The 18,047-nt window shown below is 48.1% G+C and carries 18 protein-coding genes; 12 read left to right on the top strand and 6 right to left on the bottom strand.

Annotated features, from left to right (window positions below):
* Positions 1-223 precede the first annotated feature (223 nt).
* From surE to rlmD, 4 genes are read left to right on the top strand one after another with little or no spacing between them, the layout of a single operon-like run.
* A complete protein-coding gene (gene surE, locus LDN84_RS10725) occupies positions 224-988 on the top strand; it encodes a 5'/3'-nucleotidase SurE (protein WP_223912326.1) in 765 nt (254 codons plus the stop codon).
* Positions 989-996: 8 nt separating this feature from the next.
* On the top strand, positions 997-1,803 hold the full coding sequence (locus LDN84_RS10730) for a protein-L-isoaspartate(D-aspartate) O-methyltransferase (RefSeq protein ID WP_435405934.1): 807 nt from the start codon (positions 997-999) through the stop codon (positions 1,801-1,803).
* A gap of 10 nt (positions 1,804-1,813) precedes the next feature.
* Positions 1,814-2,641 (top strand): peptidoglycan DD-metalloendopeptidase family protein, encoded by an 828-nt coding sequence (locus tag LDN84_RS10735; protein ID WP_223912332.1) that lies wholly within the window; start codon positions 1,814-1,816, stop codon positions 2,639-2,641.
* A gap of 51 nt (positions 2,642-2,692) precedes the next feature.
* Positions 2,693-4,141, top strand: a complete 1,449-nt coding sequence (gene rlmD / locus LDN84_RS10740) for a 23S rRNA (uracil(1939)-C(5))-methyltransferase RlmD (protein WP_223912345.1) — start codon at positions 2,693-2,695, stop codon at positions 4,139-4,141.
* A gap of 1 nt (position 4,142) precedes the next feature.
* Here rlmD and LDN84_RS10745 read toward each other — a convergent pair whose 3' ends face one another.
* Both LDN84_RS10745 and LDN84_RS10750 read right to left on the bottom strand, forming a co-directional pair.
* Positions 4,143-4,499: a hypothetical protein gene (locus LDN84_RS10745; protein WP_223912348.1), complete on the bottom strand. Its 357-nt coding sequence runs from the start codon at positions 4,497-4,499 to the stop codon at positions 4,143-4,145.
* Between the two features lie 123 nt (positions 4,500-4,622).
* Entirely contained in the window at positions 4,623-5,318 is a 696-nt protein-coding gene (locus LDN84_RS10750) for a Bax inhibitor-1/YccA family protein (RefSeq protein WP_223912350.1), read from the bottom strand.
* A gap of 197 nt (positions 5,319-5,515) precedes the next feature.
* On the opposite strand from LDN84_RS10750, the gene LDN84_RS10755 reads away from it, so the two are divergent.
* The gene (locus LDN84_RS10755; RefSeq protein ID WP_223912353.1) at positions 5,516-5,923 is read left to right on the top strand and encodes a GlcG/HbpS family heme-binding protein; all 408 of its coding nucleotides are present in this window, start codon (positions 5,516-5,518) and stop codon (positions 5,921-5,923) included.
* A 128-nt stretch (positions 5,924-6,051) separates the two neighbouring features.
* On the opposite strand, the gene ppsR is transcribed toward LDN84_RS10755, so the two are convergent.
* Positions 6,052-6,873, bottom strand: coding sequence for a phosphoenolpyruvate synthetase regulatory kinase/phosphorylase PpsR (ppsR, locus tag LDN84_RS10760; protein WP_223912928.1), 822 nt, complete (start codon positions 6,871-6,873; stop codon positions 6,052-6,054).
* 240 nt (positions 6,874-7,113) lie between these two features.
* On the opposite strand from ppsR, the gene ppsA reads away from it, so the two are divergent.
* From ppsA to dnaB, 7 genes are all read left to right on the top strand, one after another.
* Positions 7,114-9,507, top strand: a complete 2,394-nt coding sequence (gene ppsA, locus LDN84_RS10765; RefSeq protein WP_223912356.1) for a phosphoenolpyruvate synthase — start codon at positions 7,114-7,116, stop codon at positions 9,505-9,507.
* Positions 9,508-9,555: 48 nt separating this feature from the next.
* Positions 9,556-11,862 (top strand): VC_2705 family sodium/solute symporter, encoded by a 2,307-nt coding sequence (locus tag LDN84_RS10770; protein WP_435405935.1) that lies wholly within the window; start codon positions 9,556-9,558, stop codon positions 11,860-11,862.
* Positions 11,863-11,970: 108 nt separating this feature from the next.
* Positions 11,971-12,336 (top strand): 30S ribosomal protein S6, encoded by a 366-nt coding sequence (gene rpsF / locus LDN84_RS10775; protein ID WP_223912361.1) that lies wholly within the window; start codon positions 11,971-11,973, stop codon positions 12,334-12,336.
* Between the two features lie 48 nt (positions 12,337-12,384).
* Positions 12,385-12,657 carry a primosomal replication protein N gene (priB, locus tag LDN84_RS10780; protein WP_255610538.1) on the top strand — a complete coding sequence of 91 codons (273 nt, stop codon included), beginning with the start codon at positions 12,385-12,387 and terminating at the stop codon, positions 12,655-12,657.
* Positions 12,658-12,686: 29 nt separating this feature from the next.
* Positions 12,687-12,971 carry a 30S ribosomal protein S18 gene (gene rpsR / locus LDN84_RS10785; protein ID WP_011464487.1) on the top strand — a complete coding sequence of 95 codons (285 nt, stop codon included), beginning with the start codon at positions 12,687-12,689 and terminating at the stop codon, positions 12,969-12,971.
* An 11-nt stretch (positions 12,972-12,982) separates the two neighbouring features.
* Positions 12,983-13,435 carry a 50S ribosomal protein L9 gene (rplI, locus tag LDN84_RS10790; protein ID WP_223912367.1) on the top strand — a complete coding sequence of 151 codons (453 nt, stop codon included), beginning with the start codon at positions 12,983-12,985 and terminating at the stop codon, positions 13,433-13,435.
* Between the two features lie 176 nt (positions 13,436-13,611).
* Positions 13,612-15,021 carry a replicative DNA helicase gene (gene dnaB / locus LDN84_RS10795; RefSeq protein WP_223912369.1) on the top strand — a complete coding sequence of 470 codons (1,410 nt, stop codon included), beginning with the start codon at positions 13,612-13,614 and terminating at the stop codon, positions 15,019-15,021.
* 76 nt (positions 15,022-15,097) lie between these two features.
* Here dnaB and LDN84_RS10800 read toward each other — a convergent pair whose 3' ends face one another.
* The 3 genes from LDN84_RS10800 to LDN84_RS10810 all read right to left on the bottom strand — a co-directional run bounded on the left by LDN84_RS10800 (position 15,098) and on the right by LDN84_RS10810 (position 17,981).
* Complete coding sequence (locus LDN84_RS10800) at positions 15,098-16,762, bottom strand: PhoH family protein (RefSeq protein WP_435405936.1); 1,665 nt, start codon at positions 16,760-16,762, stop codon at positions 15,098-15,100.
* A 182-nt stretch (positions 16,763-16,944) separates the two neighbouring features.
* A complete protein-coding gene (locus tag LDN84_RS10805; protein WP_223912374.1) occupies positions 16,945-17,430 on the bottom strand; it encodes a peroxiredoxin in 486 nt (161 codons plus the stop codon).
* A gap of 179 nt (positions 17,431-17,609) precedes the next feature.
* Positions 17,610-17,981 carry an Mth938-like domain-containing protein gene (locus tag LDN84_RS10810; protein WP_223912376.1) on the bottom strand — a complete coding sequence of 124 codons (372 nt, stop codon included), beginning with the start codon at positions 17,979-17,981 and terminating at the stop codon, positions 17,610-17,612.
* Positions 17,982-18,047: the final 66 nt, after the last annotated feature.

Consider the following 18,047-nt stretch of genomic DNA (forward strand, 5'->3'; position numbering starts at 1 on the left):
GTTTGGAACTTGAAACCTTGATTTGAGTCGATTAATTCTGACTGCAATTTCAAAGATGAATTTTGCAGGGCCGACTGAATAAGCATTTTTGAAAGTGTTACTTGATATAGATCAGGGTGTAGATGTGTTGTCACTATCAAGGAAGGTGGGAAAGCAATTCCTTGGTCAAATAGTCTTTCATCGGTGTGCTCGCCCTACAATTCAATAAACGACAGGCGGCAAGATGAAAATTTTGATTTCAAACGATGATGGCTTTCGGGCTCCTGGCATTGAGGCGCTTTATCAAGCGCTGAAAGACGTGGCAGATGTTGAAGTGGTGGCTCCCGAACACAACAATAGCGCTAAGTCCAATGCCCTTACCCTGCATACACCTTTGTATGTGCAGCGTGCAAGCAATGGCTTCAGGTATGTGAATGGCACTCCGGCTGATTGTGTGCACATTGCGCTTACCGGCTTGCTGAACTATCGGCCTGATTTGGTAGTTTCCGGCATCAATAATGGTGCCAATATGGGGGATGACACTATTTATTCTGGGACAGTGGGTGCGGCTATGGAGGGGTATTTGTTTGGCATTCCAGCCATAGCGTTTTCCCAAGTTCAACGCGATTGGCTGCACCTAAATGTTGCGGCAGACAAAGCGCGTGAGCTGGTGCTGCAGATGTCTCGACAAGGAATGATTAGCACCAAACCGTGGTTATTAAATGTGAACATTCCCAACTTGCCACTAGATCAGATGGGTCACCTCAAGTTATGTCGTCTGGGACGACGACATGCCGCAGAGGCTGTTATTACACAACAAAGCCCGCGCGGTGAAACCATGTATTGGATTGGTGCTGCAGGCCCAGCCAAAGACGAGGCTGAGGGAACAGATTTTTATGCCACAGCTCAGGGACATATTGCAATGACACCTTTGAAAGTTGATTTGACCGATCATGATCACCTGAGTTACTGGGCGCAAAACATGCCCAAGTTGTCCGGCCAGAATTGACCTGCTTCATGACTTTGCACAGGCCTTCTCAAAGCAAAACTCGCCCTGGGTTTCCTGCTAGGCTGGATATGTCACGCGCTGGGGATCCCACGTTACAGCCTACGGTGGTGCAGCAGTCTCGGTCTTTTCTTTCAAAGCCTGCGCTTGTGCCACAGAGTTTAGGTATGGACTCGAGTGCTGTAAGGCTCAGCATGGTGGCCAAACTGGCCCAGCAAGGCATTGCAGACCCGCGCGTGCTGCAAGCCATGGGACGGGTAGAGCGGCATCGTTTTGTGGATACAGCTTTGGTCAATCAAGCTTATGAGGATACCAGCTTACCTATTGGCTTGGGTCAAACCATTTCTAAGCCTGGAGTGGTGTCGCGCATGCTTGAGTTGCTATATCAAGGCCATGCGGGGCAGTTAGGGCGGATTTTGGAGATTGGCACCGGGTGTGGCTATCAGGCCGCAGTGTTGAGTTATTTGTGCAAAGAGGTGTATTCCATAGAGCGTCTTCGTGGTCTGCATGATAAAGCTCGAGAAAATTTGCGGCACTTCCGGCTAGTTAATGTGCATCTCTTATTTGGTGATGGCATGCTAGGCTATGCCAAAGGCGCTCCTTATGCTGGCATCATTGCGGCTGCAGGCGGTGATGCCGTGCCACAGGCCTGGATTGATCAATTGGCAGTAGGTGGGCGACTTGTGGCCCCTGTGTCTGCTGGTGCCACGAGCCCGGCGCGTCAGGCGCTGGTGGTGATCGACAAAACATCGCAGGGGCTGCGCCAAACGGTGATGGAGGCAGTGCACTTCGTCCCCTTAAAATCTGGGGTTGACTAAAGGGATGTGTATGACTGTTTTGAATCCAAGATTGGTTTTGATTTCTACCACATTGGTACTGGCCTTGGCGGGCTGTAGCAGCACGAGTTTGAATCACGCACCTGTAGAAGAGCGTCTAACTCGGGCCGGTAACCCTGGCACACCAGCGCCGATCATTCCCGTTAAGCAGCCACCAGGATTTGAGAATGCTGGCAAACCTGGCTACTACACCGTTAAGCCTGGTGACACCATGATTCGAATTGCATTGGAAAATGGTCAAAGTGTGCAAGATGTGGCGCGTTGGAGTCAGGTGGAAAACCCCAATCGCATTGAAGTTGGGCAAGTCTTACGTGTGGTTCCGCCCGTAAGTGATGTGGTGGTTAAGCCTGTCAGTAAACCCACTGTGATGGCTGCAACCGTGACAACTGCCGCTAGTGCACCAGCAAGTGCATCTTCCAGTAATACGGTAGCGAAACCTGCTGTCGCTGAAGGTGATATCCACTTTATTTGGCCAGCCAACGGGGCTGTTTTGACCAGTTTTGATGAGGTCAAAAACAAAGGACTTGATATTGCTGGGGCAGCTGGTGAACCGGTGCTCGCCGCAGCGGATGGACGTGTTGTGTATGTGGGCGCTGGCCTGCGTGGTTACGGTAACTTGATCATTCTCAAGCATGACAACGTTTTTCTGACTGCCTATGCACACAATCAGACACTGTTGGTCAAAGAAGATCAATCAGTGCAAAAAGGGCAAAAAATTGCAGAAATGGGCAACAGTGATTCTGATCGTATCAAGTTGCATTTTGAGGTGCGTCGTCAGGGCAAGCCCGTAGATCCAGCCAAATATTTGCCATCTCGCTAAAACAGGTTTAGCCAACCCGGCGTTCAGTTGGGTTTTTCTCATTTTTTACTCATGACTGAATCTATAGATAAGACGGCCTCCGCATCTGCTGTGCCTGATCACTGGTTACATGTGGAATCCTTGGATTTGGATGCTCAAGGTGTTGCACACAAGGCTGACGGCAAGGTGGTGTTTATTGAAGGCGCATTACCTTTTGAATATGTTAGTGCCAACATCAACCGTACCAAAAACAATTGGGAGCAGGGTACTCTCACTCAAGTTCATCAGGCATCTTCGCAACGTGTAGAGCCGTTTTGTCCGCATTTTGGTTTGCATACAGGGGCTTGTGGAGGTTGCAAGATGCAGCATCTTCATCCCAGTGCCCAGATCGCTGTTAAGCAACGTGCCCTGGAAAATAACCTCTGGCATTTGGGCAAAGTCAAGCCTGACATGATTTTGCGACCGATCGAAGGCCCTGATTGGGGTTACCGCTACCGGGCCCGTTTGTCGGTACGTTTTGTGCGTAAAAAGGGCACTGTTCTCGTGGGGTTTCATGAGCGTAAGAGTCGTTATGTAGCCGACATGTCAATCTGCCCGGTGTTGCCCTCGAATGTGAGTGCCATGCTGATGCCGCTACGAGCGTTGATTGCCTCGTTGGATGCGGTGGAGACCTGCCCACAAATCGAGTTGGCTTGTGGTGATCGGGTGACGGCGTTGGTGTTACGGCATCTTGAACCGCTTACCTCGGGTGATTTGACTAAATTGCGTGTTTTTGCCCAAGAAAATGCGGGCGTACAGTGGTGGTTGCAAGCCAAGGGGCCAGAAACAGTGCGTTTGCTTGATGAGGGGGGGGAGTTGTTGACTTATGCCTTGCCCGAGTTTGGCATCATCATGCCATTTAAGCCCACTGACTTTACCCAAGTGAATCCGCAGATCAACCGGGTGTTAGTGTCGCGTGCTTTGCGTCTGCTAGATGCACAAAAACATGAACGCGTGATTGACTGGTTTTGTGGCTTGGGTAACTTTACCCTGCCTATTGCGACGCGTGCCGGGGAGGTCTTGGGTATAGAAGGGAGTGAGACGCTGGTTGCCAGATCTTGTGAGAATTTTATAAAAAATCAGGCTATAGCGTATGTTAATAAACCGTTGGCAGCTACAAAATTTGTAGCTAGAAATCTTTTTGAAATGACACCTGATGTGTTGATTCAAGACGGTGTTTCCGATAAGTGGCTGGTTGACCCGCCGCGAGAAGGTGCTTTTGCATTGGTGCGTTCCCTGGCTGATTTACATCAGCAAAAGCTGGGAGATTCAGATGTGCCTGTAACTCCAGGTGCACAGCTTTGGCAGCCACCCAAACGTATTGTGTATGTGAGTTGCAATCCATCCACTTTAGCCAGAGATGCTGGCTTACTGGTTCATCAGGCAGGTTACCGTTGTACAGCCGCTGGTGTGGTTAATATGTTCCCTCACACGGCACACGTGGAAAGCATGGCTGTATTTGAATACACGGGTTTAATTTGAATTAGTGCGCTGCAGCCTTGTTTTTTGCCTTTGGTTTCGATTCCGAAATGACTTCCTCCTCCGGAATAGTCGTTGGTATTGGTGGTGCAGGCTGTGCAATTTCAGTTTTTGCACCTTCCATTTTGTTTTCACGCATATAGGCATCCATTTCCCGCCAGCCGTCAAAAATAGCGGCTTTGTTGATGCCTTTATTTAGAGTGTAGCAATCCTCGATACCTCGCAATCCATAGCGACAAGCTCCACCAATTGCTTTGGCTTCAGCTTCTTTTTGTGCAATGCGCGGGTCAGGCCCTAGACCTAGCAGGTCACATGCTGACAGCAACAGTGCTGTAAATATAATCAGCAGGTGTTTGGACATAGTTCGCAAAGACTCAAAGATAAACAATTGGTTAAATTATGTGTCTTAAGTGTTGACGTAGGGAAATATCTAAGGCGAGAAAAAAGGCCTCAAGAGGCCCTTTTTCAAGGAGTTACAAAGGGATTAGTCGCGTTCGCCACCTAATATACCTAACAGTGCCAGCAAACTCTGGAACACGTTGATGATGTCCAGATACAGTGCCAATGTGGCGCTGATATAGTTGGTTTCACCGCCGTCCACAATTTGTTTCAAGTCATAGAGCATGTAAGCGCTGAACACTCCAATGGCCATCATTGAAATCACCATCATGCCTGCTGTGGAACCCACAAACACATTGATGATGCCGCCGACCATGATGGCCAGCGCACCCACAAACAGCCATTTGCCCATGCCGGATAGGTCGCGTTTGATTACACTGGAGAGGCTGGCCATGACAAAAAATACACCAGCCGTACCGCCAAAAGCGGTCATGATCAGGTCAGAGCCGTTTTTGAAACCCAGCACCATGGCAATCATGCGCGAAAGCATCAGCCCCATGAAAAAGGTAAAACCCAGTAAAACAGGAACACCAGTCGCTGAATTTTTGGTTTTTTCGATGGCATACATGAATCCGAATGCACCACCCAAAAATACGATCATTCCTAGTCCGCCCGTCAAAGATTGGGTGATTCCAGTAGCGACACCCAGCCACGCACCTAGTACCGTAGGCACAAGACTCATGGCCAGCAACCAGTAGGTGTTGCGCAATACTTTATTGCGTTCTTGTACCTCTGAACCATAACCATATCTAGGCTCAATGGATTGAATTCGTTGGGTCATTGATGAACTCCTATAAAAGGGGAAAGACTAAAACAGATGACATTTTAGGGTTGAGCAGTCATTTTCAAGAAATATTCATTGATCCAGTTCCTACTTTTTATGAGGATACCTGTGACCGGGTTGATGGAAATACAAATGCTGTAGCGCGGTATGCTTGATGATCCTATCCTTCTTAATCAAGATCAAGGCAATTCATTATGCAAAGCAAACCAATGCTTCAACTCGTAGATGTGAAAATCATCGCACAAGCTGCAGAGCTTCATGCAACCCAGAACAATTGGGCGGTCACGATTGCTGTCGTGGATGATGGCGGGCATTTGCTGTGGTTACAGCGGCTTGATGGTGCTGCAGCTATTTCAGTTCACATTGCACCTGCAAAAGCACATACAGCCGCTTTGGGGTGTCGCGAGAGCAAGGTTTATGAAGAGATGATCAATGGTGGGCGAAGTTCTTTTTTGAGTGCCCCCGTAATCACTGGCATGCTTGAAGGTGGTGTGCCGATCATGAAAGATGGTTTTTGTTTGGGCGCTGTGGGGGTCAGCGGCGTGAAGTCGATCGAAGATGCTGAAATTGCACGTGCTGGTATTGCAGCCTTGGGGCTTTGATCAGGTTAAGGTTACATTGACCAATACAGCGTAAAGCTGATGAGCACGTTAAATTCCATATCCTGTTTAATTCCATCGCGTTGACCCAGCACGTAGGTCAACTCACTTTAGCCAAAGCCAACCAGAATTCAAAAAGCTAGCTGTTCTGGACGCAACTCCTGAAGAATAGTCGCAGATATTTCTTCAATTGATTTGGTTGTGGTTGATAGCCAGCGAATGCCGGAACGACGCATCATTGCCTCTGCTTGCTGAACTTCATGGCGACAATTTTCAAGCGATGCGTATTTTGAATTCGGTCGGCGTTCATTGCGAATTTCACTTAATCGCTCTGGTTGGATCGTTAAACCAAATAGTTTTTTTTGATGTGGTTTGAGGGCTGGAGGTAAATCTTGACGCTCAAAGTCTTCTGGGATCAGTGGGTAGTTAGAGGCCTTCAGTCCATACTGCATTGCCAAATAAAGGGATGTGGGTGTTTTCCCGCTACGACTGACTCCTACCAATATCACGTCAGAACTTGCCAGGTCGCGGTGTGATTGACCATCATCATGATCCAGTGAGAAATTTATAGCATCAATTCGTGACTGGTATTGCTTGCTTTTACTGGAGTCGCTGAACCGGCCTATTCGGTGATTGGATTTGATACCCAGTTCTTTTTCCAAGGGGTGAACAAAAGTACTGAACATGTCCAATAGCATCCCATTGCATCCGTCCGAGATAACTTTGAGAACTTCATCATTGGCTAATGTTGTGAACACAATGGGCCGTTTATTGTCATGAGCACCAGCCTGATTGATTTGTCTGACGGTCTGGTGTGCCTTATCTACCGTGTCTACAAAAGGCAATCGAACACGGTGCAAGTTGGCTTCAAACTGGGCAAGTATGGCTCCGCCAAATGTTTCGGCCGTGATGCCGGTGCCATCAGATACAAAAAAAACGGTGCGGTTGGGCATATAAATATCAAGGTTGGTCAAATGAATCGCACTGTTGGGCGCAAGGCCGCGCATCTTTATGGTGAATTTGATGCAGCCTGGGGCTATTTGCAAGCTCTACAATATTAAATTATCCAACCAATTATCTAACGGTAACCGGCTCAACAACACAATTCAAAAGTAAGCGGTTTTCGTTGTCCAGGCTAGCTGATGCTGCGGTTTGTCTGGCAAGCCAGTTTTTTTAACTTCTGGAGTCTTGTAATGTCTGATCTTTTCGCACCGACCGATTTGGTCGTTCCTTTTGAAAATCTTAGGATGACCGATGTGGACTCGGTTGGTGGTAAAAATGCTAGCTTAGGTGAAATGATCTCCAATTTACCGACTGGTGTCAAAGTACCTACAGGTTTTGCGACCACTGCTCATGCTTTTCGTGAATTTTTAGCATTTGGTGATTTGGCCAGCAAAATCAATGCACGCTTGAGTTTGCTTGATGCTGACGATGTAAATGCCTTGGCTGTGGCTGGTGCAGAAATTCGTGCAATGCTAGAAAGCCAACCGTTCCCGGCTGATCTTGAACAAGCAATTCGCAAGGCTTTTGCCACTTTATCTGGTGGCAGTGATCAGGCTTCTTTCGCAGTTCGATCTTCCGCCACTGCGGAGGACTTGCCAGATGCTTCTTTTGCTGGGCAACAGGAAACTTTCCTCAATGTGACAGGTATTGAGGATGTGCTGCACAAAATTCGTGAGGTGTTTGCTTCGTTATATAACGACCGTGCTATCAGTTATCGGGTTCATAAAGGTTTTGCGCATGAACATGTAGCGCTCAGTGCTGGAATTCAACGTATGGTCCGCTCCGATCTGGGTGCTGCGGGCGTGATGTTCACACTGGATACGGAATCTGGTTTTGATCAAGTCGTTTTTATTACTTCAAGCTACGGTTTGGGTGAGACGGTGGTGCAGGGTGCAGTGAATCCGGATGAGTTCTATGTCCATAAGCCGATGCTCAAGGCGGGAAATTTAGCCTTGATTCGGCGTAATTTGGGCTCTAAATTGATCCAGATGCAGTTTTCTACGCCTGAAGAAAAGGCAGCGACAGGTAAGTTGGTTAAAACCACAGATGTCCCAACCGAGTTGAGAAACCGTTATTCGCTAACTGATGCAGATGTGCAAAAGCTCGCATCCTATGCGTTGGTGATTGAAGAGCATTATGGAAGACCCATGGACATCGAATGGGGCAAAGATGGCTTGGATGGTGAGTTGTACATTTTGCAAGCGCGTCCTGAAACGGTGAAAAGCCAGGCTGCAGGCAAAGTAGAGCATCGTTACAAGCTCAAAGGCAAAGGTGCTGTATTAGTCGAGGGACGAGCGATTGGACAAAAAATTGGCACTGGCCCGGTCAAAGTTGTGCACAACATAAGCGAAATGGATCGCGTGCAAGCGGGCGATGTATTGGTGACAGACATGACAGATCCGAATTGGGAGCCTGTGATGAAGCGTGCCTCTGCCATTGTGACTAACCGTGGTGGTCGTACGTGTCACGCGGCCATTATTGCGCGCGAGTTAGGCATTCCTGCTGTCGTCGGTTGTGGCAATGCTGACCAAATTCTTAAAGACGGCATGTTGGTCACCGTAAGTTGTGCTGAAGGTGACACTGGCTTTATCTATGATGGTTTGCTCGAAACGGAAGTGACTGAAGTTCAGCGTGGTTCCATGCCCGAAATTGATGTCAAGATCATGATGAACGTGGGTAACCCACAATTGGCTTTCGATTTCTGTCAATTGCCCAATGCGGGTGTTGGCTTGGCTCGGTTGGAGTTCATCATCAATAACAATATTGGTGTGCATCCGAAGGCTATTCTTGACTATCCCAACATTGATTCTGATTTGAAAAAAGCAGTGGAGTCTGTGGCTAGAGGCCATGCATCTCCACGTGCCTTCTATGTTGATCGAGTTGCCGAGGGTGTTGCAACCATTGCTGCTGCATTTTGGCCGAAACCCGTGATTGTTCGTCTTTCAGACTTCAAGAGTAACGAATATCGCAAGCTCATTGGGGGCAGCCGTTATGAGCCCGAAGAGGAAAATCCAATGCTGGGTTTCCGTGGTGCTGCACGTTATGTGAGTGAGGATTTTGGCGAAGCTTTTGCCATGGAATGTGAAGCTCTTAAACGTGTTCGTCAGGATATGGGGCTGACCAATGTCCAGGTGATGGTGCCTTTTGTTCGAACATTGGGTCAAGCTCAAAAGGTGACTGAGTTGCTGGCAGCACAAGGTCTCAAGCGTGGTGAAAATGGCCTCAAGCTGATCATGATGTGTGAAATTCCGAGTAATGCTATTTTGGCTAAGGATTTTTTACAGTATTTTGATGGCTTCTCGATTGGCTCTAATGACTTGACTCAACTTACTCTGGGCTTGGATCGCGATTCAGGTTTGGAGCTTTTAGCCAAAGATTTTGATGAGCGTGATCCTGCCGTGACTACGTTGATCAGTATGGCTATTAGCGCTTGCCGAGCAGAGGGCAAATACATTGGCATTTGCGGTCAAGGTCCCAGTGATCATCCTGATTTTGCTCATTGGCTCATGAAAGAGGGTATTTCCTCAATTTCATTAAACCCAGATACTGTGGTGGCAACTTGGCAAAATCTTGCCAAGCAATAGAAAACACCTATAGTACGTGGCACCAGTGGGTGCCATCATCTTTCGATGATGAACCCAGATAAAATCGAGCCGCAGAGCCAGCCTCTCGCAAGTGTGTCAAGCTTGCGAGGCTGGCTTTTGTTTTTTTGGTTCTTGGCCTCATTTGGGCTGGTTTTTTTTGCTCAAGACCTGCAGCAAATCGTCGCAGGATGGCCTTTGGCATACTGGTTTGCTGCACAAGGCAGTGTCTTGATCTTTATTTTGGTGGTAGCACTGTTTGCATGGTTTGCCAATCGGCTGGAGGGCGTAGACGAAGTTCCAGATCCAGCCTATAAACGGTATGTTTGGCGCATTCACAAGCGATTTGCATTATTTGTTTTGTTTTTTTTGATATTTTTAGCGGTTCTAACGCTGGCTGAGCAATCCGGTTTGCGAAAAATTTGGGTAGGTGCCATTTTTTTATTTGCCACCGTGTTTTTTTATGCGTTAGTGGGTATTTATGGTCGTACGTCAGCTGTCTCTGAGTATTACGTAGCAGGTCGGCGCATTCCTGCAATGTACAACGGTATGGCCGTGGCGGCTGATTGGATGAGTGCTGCTTCATTCATCAGCATGGCTGGGGGGCTTTATTTGCAGGGATTCTCAGGATCTGGTTCTCAACCTGGTGGTCTGGTTTATGTATTGGGGTGGACGGGCGGGTTTTGTCTCGTGTCCTTGTTGGTAGCACCACATCTGCGCAAAATGAATTTATACACCGTACCTGACTATTTTGGTGTGAGGTATGGGGGCCGCTGGCCGCGAATTATTGCAGCATGGGCAGCAGTTTTGTGTTCCTTTACTTATGTGGTTGCCCAAATTTACGGTGTAGGTTTAATTACTTCGCGTTTGACCGGTGTGCAATTTGAAATTGGTATTTTGCTAGGGTTGGGCGGGGTGTTGGTATGTTCATTTTTGGGCGGTATGCGTGCCGTGACCTGGACCCAAGTAACACAATATGTTGTATTGATCTTGGCTTTTTTAATCCCAGTATCGTGGCTTGCATATAAACAGTTGGGAAATCCCCTTGCCCCCTTGGTTTATGGTCAACAGTTACACAAAATTGCCGCATTAGAACGCCAATTAATGGCATCAACGGCCGAACAGGATGTGATTTATGAATATGCAAAACGCTCTACAGACTTCGCTCTCAAATTAAGCAACGTACCTGATTCGCTTGAAGCTGAAAGAAAACTTCGTAAAGAAGAAATCAAACGCCTGACAGAGTCGCATGCAGATGAGTCTGTTATTGTTGCTGCGCGTCGAGAATTGGCCAACATGCCACGCGACGAAGAGATTGCACGTGATCGCTGGACGCGGGCCATGCTTGAGAATATGGAGCGTGCACAACCTTTGGCTGGTATGCCTGAACACACGCGCCCTTTTGCAGGTGATTCAAAAGGCTCGGAAAACGATCAGTACTTATTCAATACTTCGAGACGTAATTTTCTTGCTTTGATGTTTTGTTTGATGATTGGCACAGCAGGTTTGCCGCATTTATTAACACGTTTTTACACCACACGTAACGTGGCTGAAGCCAGAAACTCGGTGACATGGTCGTTGTTTTTTATTGCGCTTCTTTATCTTGCTGCACCAGCTTTAGCTGTCTTGGTGAAGTTTGAGATCATGGGGAATTTAGTAGGACAGAGGTTTGATGAATTGCCCATTTGGATCATGCAGTGGGCCAAGGTAGATCCCACACTGATTTCAGTCAGCGATATTAATGGGGATCATATTTTGCAGTTCGCTGAGCTCAAGCTTGGTGCAGATATTGTGATGTTGGCGACTCCAGAAATTGCTGGTTTACCATATGTGGTATCCGGTTTGGTTGCTGCTGGCGGCTTGGCTGCAGCCCTGTCAACTGCAGATGGCTTGTTGTTAACTATTGGAAATGCCCTGGCGCATGATTTGTTTTACAAAGGTGAAAGTATCCGCTCTGATGCCGTCAGGCGCGTGATGTTGTCGAAGTTTGCGTTGTTATTGGTCGCCTTGTTGGCGGCTTATGTGGCGGCTCAAAGGCCAGCCGATATTCTTTATTTAGTTTCAGCGTCATTTTCATTAGCAGGAGCAGCGTTTGTTCCGGCAATGACTCTTGGGATTTTTTGGTCTAAAGCTACACGTCAAGGTGCGATCTGTGGCATGTTGACTGGTTTGGGTTTAACGCTTTATTACATGATGATCAACGCGCCAGTGGTGAGGTCAATGTTAGGGCTGCGTGGCCCTGGTTTGTGGTTTGATATTGAGCCTGTGTCTGCTGGCGTGTTTGGAGTTGGTGCTGGTTTGATCGTTACGTTATTGGTCAGCCTATTGACCCCTACGTCTCATGCTCCCAGGGTTTGAGTTGGTTCGATAAAAAAGCTATAATAACCGGCTTACCTTACCGCACCTCAATGAGACGCTGAGGGTGGTTTTCTTGCCTCAATAGAGGTTTATCCAGAAGGAGTTTTAATGCGTCATTATGAAATCATCCTCATGATCCACCCGGATCAGAGCGAACAAGTTCCAGCTATGCTAGAGCGCTACAAAGGCATGATTGTTGCTGGTGGCGGCAAAGTACACCGTGTTGAGGATTGGGGTCGTCGCCAATTGGTGTATATGATCAACAAGCTGGCTAAGGCTCACTATCTGTGTGTCAACATTGAAGCTGACCAAGCTGTGATGGCTGAACTTGAGCACGCCTTCAAGTTCAATGACGCTGTGTTGCGCCATTTGACAGTGTTGAAGAAGAAAGCTGAGACTGGCCCCTCTTCAATGATGAAAACAGTTGAACGTGAAGATGCTCGCAAGACGCAACAAGCCGAATACCAGGCTTGATTGTCTGCGCGTTAGTGAGTGGTGAGTGCGGAGTCCAATAAACTGACCTTGGCAGCTGTTTTGGCTGAAATTGATGTATTGCGATACACCCCCTCTGGAGTTCCTGCGCTAAATTGTAGGCTTGAGCATGTTTCGGAAGTAACTGAGGCTGGTCAAGTTAGGCAAGTTAAAGCACTTGTGAGGTCGGTGAGTTTTGCTTCAATCGCGGAGCGGTTGGCGCATCAGGACATTGGCAGCAGTTGGATATTCAAAGGTTTCTTGGCAACCCCACTCGGCACCAAACAGCTCGTGTTTCACATTCAAGAATTCGTTAAAGATTAAAGCTTTCCTAAATATTTAAGGAGTCCATCATGGCCGGACCAAAACGTTTCAATAATAAAGATAAGCGCCCAAAGCGCCCAGCTCAAAACTTACTCTTCAAACGCAAACGCTTTTGTCGTTTCACTGTGACAGGTGTTGAAGAGATTGATTACAAAGATATCGACACATTGCGTGATTTCATTGCTGAGAACGGCAAAATCATTCCAGCCCGTTTGACTGGCACACGTGCTATTTTCCAGCGCCAGCTCAACACTGCTATCAAGCGCGCACGCTTTTTGGCGATGTTGCCCTACAGCGATCAGCACAAGATCTAAGGAAAAAAATCATGCAAATCATTCTGCTCGACAAGGTTGTTAACCTTGGTAACCTCGGTGAAATCGTTCGTGTGAAAGACGGTTATGCCCGAAATTTCTTAATCCCATCTGGTCGCGCTCGCCGTGCTACTGCATCTGCTAAGCAAGAGTTTGAAGCACGTCGTGTTGAACTTGAAAAAGCTGCTGCAGTCAAATTGGCTGAATGTCAAGCTGTTGGTGAAAAGTTAGCTGGCTCCACCTGTAAGCTGACACAAAAAGCGGGTGTGGATGGTCGTTTGTTTGGTTCAGTAACCAATGCTGACATTGCTGAAGAGCTTACAAAATCAGGATTTGCTGTTACAAAAGCACAAGTTCGTATGCCTAATGGTCCCATCAAGGTTGTTGGCGACAGCACGGTAAGTGTGGCTTTGCACACGGATGTAGTGGTTGAAATCACCGTATCTGTTTACGGCGAAACAGCTTAATTTTCAGTTGTAAATATAAAGCCGCCAGGCGAAAGCCTTGGCGGCTTTTGTTTTTTTATCAGTGACTTTGCGTCATTTACACAGCTTGTGCACAACTTGTACAAGACTTTTCACCAGCCTTTCACTCGACACCTGAAGCCGTACATCGTAGCATTTGAAGCTACAAGGAAATTATCATGTCTGTTGTACCCTCCACCCAGGCGAATGACTTTGGCGTGGATCGCCAAGTCGCCCAACTACGTATTCCACCACACTCCATCGAAGCTGAATCCAGTGTGCTCGGCGGCCTGTTATTGGACAATGCTGCCTGGGATCGGGTTAGTGACGTATTAACTGAGCAGGATTTTTACCGCTATGAGCACCGAGCGGTGTTTGCATCTATGAGTGTGCTGATCAACGGATCCAAGCCAGCAGATGTCATCACGGTGTATGAGCAGTTGCAGAGTTCTGGCAAGGCTGAAGAGATTGGCGGACTGAGTTATCTCAATGCGCTCGCACAGTATGTACCCAGCGCTGGCAATATCCGTCGTTATGCGGAAATCGTTCGAGAACGCTCGATTTTGCGTAAATTGGTTTCGACTAGTGAAGAAATATCGGCCAACGCCTTTAATCCAAAGGGGAGGCCAGTAGCCTCCATTCTGGATGAGGCAGAGCAGAAGATTTTCAATATTGGGGAAGAAGGCGCGAGAACCAAACAAGGTTTTCAAGCCATGGACACTTTGGTGGTTGATTTGCTGGATCGGGTCCAGGAAATGGCAGAAAATGCCAATGATGTCACGGGTGTACCCACAGGTTTCTATGACTTGGACCGCATGACTGCGGGATTGCAAGCGGGTGATTTGGTTGTATTGGCAGCGCGTCCCTCCATGGGGAAAACTGCTTTCGCCATCAATATTGCTGAGCATGTAGCCTTGAATGAGGGACTACCAGTTGCGGTTTTTTCTATGGAGATGGGTGCAGCCCAGTTGGCTGTTCGTATAGTTGGTTCTATTGGACGAATCGATCAGGGCCATTTACGCACCGGAAAATTGACCGATGATGAGTGGCCACGCTTGTCTGAGGCGATTGAAAAGTTACGTACCATTTCGCTGCATATTGACGAAACTGCAGGCCTGACGGCCAGTGAGTTACGGGCTAACGCGCGTCGTCTGGCACGTCAATGTGGGCAATTGGGGTTGATCGTGGTCGACTACCTTCAGTTGATGAGCGGTTCCAGTGGAAGTAATGGCGAAAACCGTGCTACTGAATTGGGAGAAATTTCCCGAGGTTTGAAGATGTTAGCCAAGGAGCTCAAATGTCCTGTGATTGCCTTGTCTCAGTTGAACCGTAGTGTGGAGCAGCGCCCAGACAAACGACCCATGATGAGTGACTTGCGTGAGTCTGGTGCCATTGAGCAAGATGCTGACATCATTATGTTCATTTATCGCGATGAGTATTACACCAAAGATGCCTGTAAGGAGCCGGGGGTGGCTGAAGTCATTATTGCCAAACAGCGTAACGGCCCTACCGGTACTGTCAAGCTGGCATTCCTGAACAGGATCACCAAGTTTGAGTCTCTGGCGACAGGGGGAACTGGCGATTTTTGATGCAAAAAGAAGCTAGAGTGCTTTTGAAATAAGCACTAATAGCTCTTTTTTCTATAGCAAAATGTCATGGGATAAGTTATAGGATTTCACTCGCAAAATCAGCTAAACGTGAGCGTTCACCACGTGCAAGCGTGATATGCCCACTGTGTTGCCAGCCCTTGAATTTATCCACAGCATAAGTTAAGCCAGAAGAGCCTTCGGTCAGATAGGGTGTATCAATTTGAGCAATGTTTCCCATGCAAATGATTTTGGTGCCGGGGCCTGCACGGGTGATCAGAGTTTTCATCTGTTTCGGAGTCAGGTTTTGCGCTTCATCAATGATCACGTACTTATTCAGGAAAGTGCGGCCACGCATGAAGTTCATGCTTTTGATTTTGATGCGGCTGCGGATCAATTCATTGGTGGCAGCACGGCCCCATTCGCCTGCAGAGGTGTCAGTTTTACCCAGAACCTCCAGGTTGTCGTCCAAAGCACCCATCCAGGGTCCCATTTTTTCTTCTTCAGTTCCTGGTAAAAAACCGATGTCCTCACCGACGCTAACCGTGGCGCGTGTCACGATGATCTCTGTATAACGTCGTTCATCCAGTACCTGTGTCAAGCCTGATGCCAGTGCCATCAGGGTTTTGCCTGTTCCTGCTGTGCCGGTCAGAGTGACAAAGTCAACCTCAGGATCCATCAACAGGTTCATGGCAAAGTTTTGTTCACGATTGCGAGTAGTGATTCCCCACACCGAATTTTTCAAATGTGTAAAGTCACGCAACGTCTTGAAAACCGCAGTTTTGCCACGAATCTCAATCACTTTGGCATACAAGCTGGGTTCACCTGGTGCCTCAAAATAGACAAATTGATTAATGATCAATTGAGGAACCACTGGGCCACTGACGCGGTAAAACGTTTGTGCTCCTTGCTGCCAGCTTTCGACTGATTTTCCGTGAGTACCCCAAAAATCTACGGGCAGAGCGAGAGCGCCGGAATACAGCAGGTCGCCGTCTTCCAGAGTTTTGTCATTTTGATAGTCTTCAGAACTAAGACCCAACGCCCGTGCTTTGACGCGCATGTTGATGTCTTTGGAAACCAAAACCACTTCACGCGGGTCGTGTTGCTGTTTCAAGGCCTCAACCACGCCCAGGATTTGATTGTCGGCTTTGCCCTGAGGCAGGCTGCTGGGCAGGGTGTAATTGAGCAGTTGTGTTTGAAAGAAGAGCTTGCCACCCGCTTCAATATGGCCAGTGGTGTTCAAAAGTAAACCTTGGGTGATGTCACCTCCCAGATGCCCCGCCAGCGCATCCAGTGTGCGACTGGTTTGACGCCCATTGCGAGCCACCTCAGTCATGCCTTTTTTATGGGCATCCAATTCTTCTAGCACGATCATTGGCAGAAATACATCGTGTTCTTCAAACCTGAACAAGCAACTGGGGTCGTGCAGCAGCACATTGGTATCAAGCACAAAAAGTTTTGTTGGACCTGTCGCCCTTTGATTGGAAACTTTAGCTGATGCAGCTGGTGTTGAAGATGATGTGCGCTTGGTGCTCTTTGCCGATTCTGGTTTTGTTTTGCTGGCAGGGGTTCTGGTGACGACAGATGCTGGTTTTGAAGTCATTTCAACCTGAGGCACCACCTCTGCCGTGCTTGCATCTTCACGAGTTGCTTTGGTCGTTGTTTTTGAGCGTGCTGCGGGTACATCAAATTCCTGCAAGGACAGCAGGGCGGCACGTTTGTTTGGAGCGGTTGGCAAAGGCATGTGTTGCTCTCAGAGCTTGAAAGGGGTGGGGTTCAAACGACAAAGCCGCCATGTCACCAAGGCGGCTTTGTCTCTACGGATGCGGCAAATCTTCAACATGCAATTGATTATGCATGAGCCTTTATGACAGCGCGGTTAAAGGTTTTTGTTGACCAAAGTGCATCAACGAAGTTGACACCACATCAAGCCAGTGCGGGTGTTTTTTTCAGTGCCTTGACAGCTTGTAGAACTTCTTCGACATGGCCGGGAACTTTAAGACCGCGCCATTCTTCTTTCAGCGTGCCGTCTGCGCCAATCAGGAAGGTGCTGCGCTCGATGCCTTTAACTTTTTTGCCGTACATGATCTTGTTTTTGACCACGCCAAACATGTGACACATTTTTTCTTCAGTGTCGGCGATCAACTCAAAGGGCAACTCAAGCTTGGCTTTGAATTCATCGTGGGATTTCATGTTGTCGCGTGACACGCCAAACACAGTGGCTCCTGCTTTGACAAAATCCTTGTATTTATCACGAAACTGCATGGCTTCAGTGGTACAACCGGGGGTGTTGTCTTTGGGGTAAAAATACAGAATGATGACTTGTCCCATGTGAGAGGTGTTGGTGACCCGAATACCCCCTGTGGCATTGGATTCAAATTCTGGGATGGGTTTATTGACAACAATCGCCATGTTTCTTCAATCTAGTGTGACAGGATGCGTCGTTCACTCAAGTCGTGGACACTATCCTCTTGAAGCGCGTGTGCGCCCTCGACCGTAAGTATCGTATTTTACCCTGTTTTGTCAGGTCAATAGGTCCATTGGCAGGCGCATCAGCGGGTCATATCTGGCGCACTCATTCTCCATGCGGTTCAGACTTCCATCAGTAATGCCACCGCGACTTGCCGACCTTCACCGGCCAGCACGTTATAAGTGCGGCAAGCTGCTTGGGTATCCATGGTTTCCAGGCCAATTTGTTGATCGATCAGGGCGCGCGTCAGCTTGGGTGATGGAAAGCGCAGCTTCAGTCCGCTGCCAAAAATAACCAGTTCGGTCTTTAGCTCGGCCAGTTGCTCAAAATGTGCGCAGCTCAGGTCTTCAAAACGTGTGCAGTTCCAATCAAAGCGTGCACCACTGGAGGAGATCACCACACTGTGAATCAGCCGGTCGTCACCCACCTGAACCCAGCCTGGCCCGTAAGACCGGATTGATTGAACAGAGATGGTGTCGGGGTGAAATTTCATGGGTGAATGCCCCTGGAGGCTTAAAAATGAGGTGGCGTAGCGATCTGCTGGGTTGGGCAAAACTTG

This window comes from Rhodoferax lithotrophicus, from assembly GCF_019973615.1.
GTDB lineage: Bacteria > Pseudomonadota > Gammaproteobacteria > Burkholderiales > Burkholderiaceae_C > Rhodoferax > Rhodoferax lithotrophicus.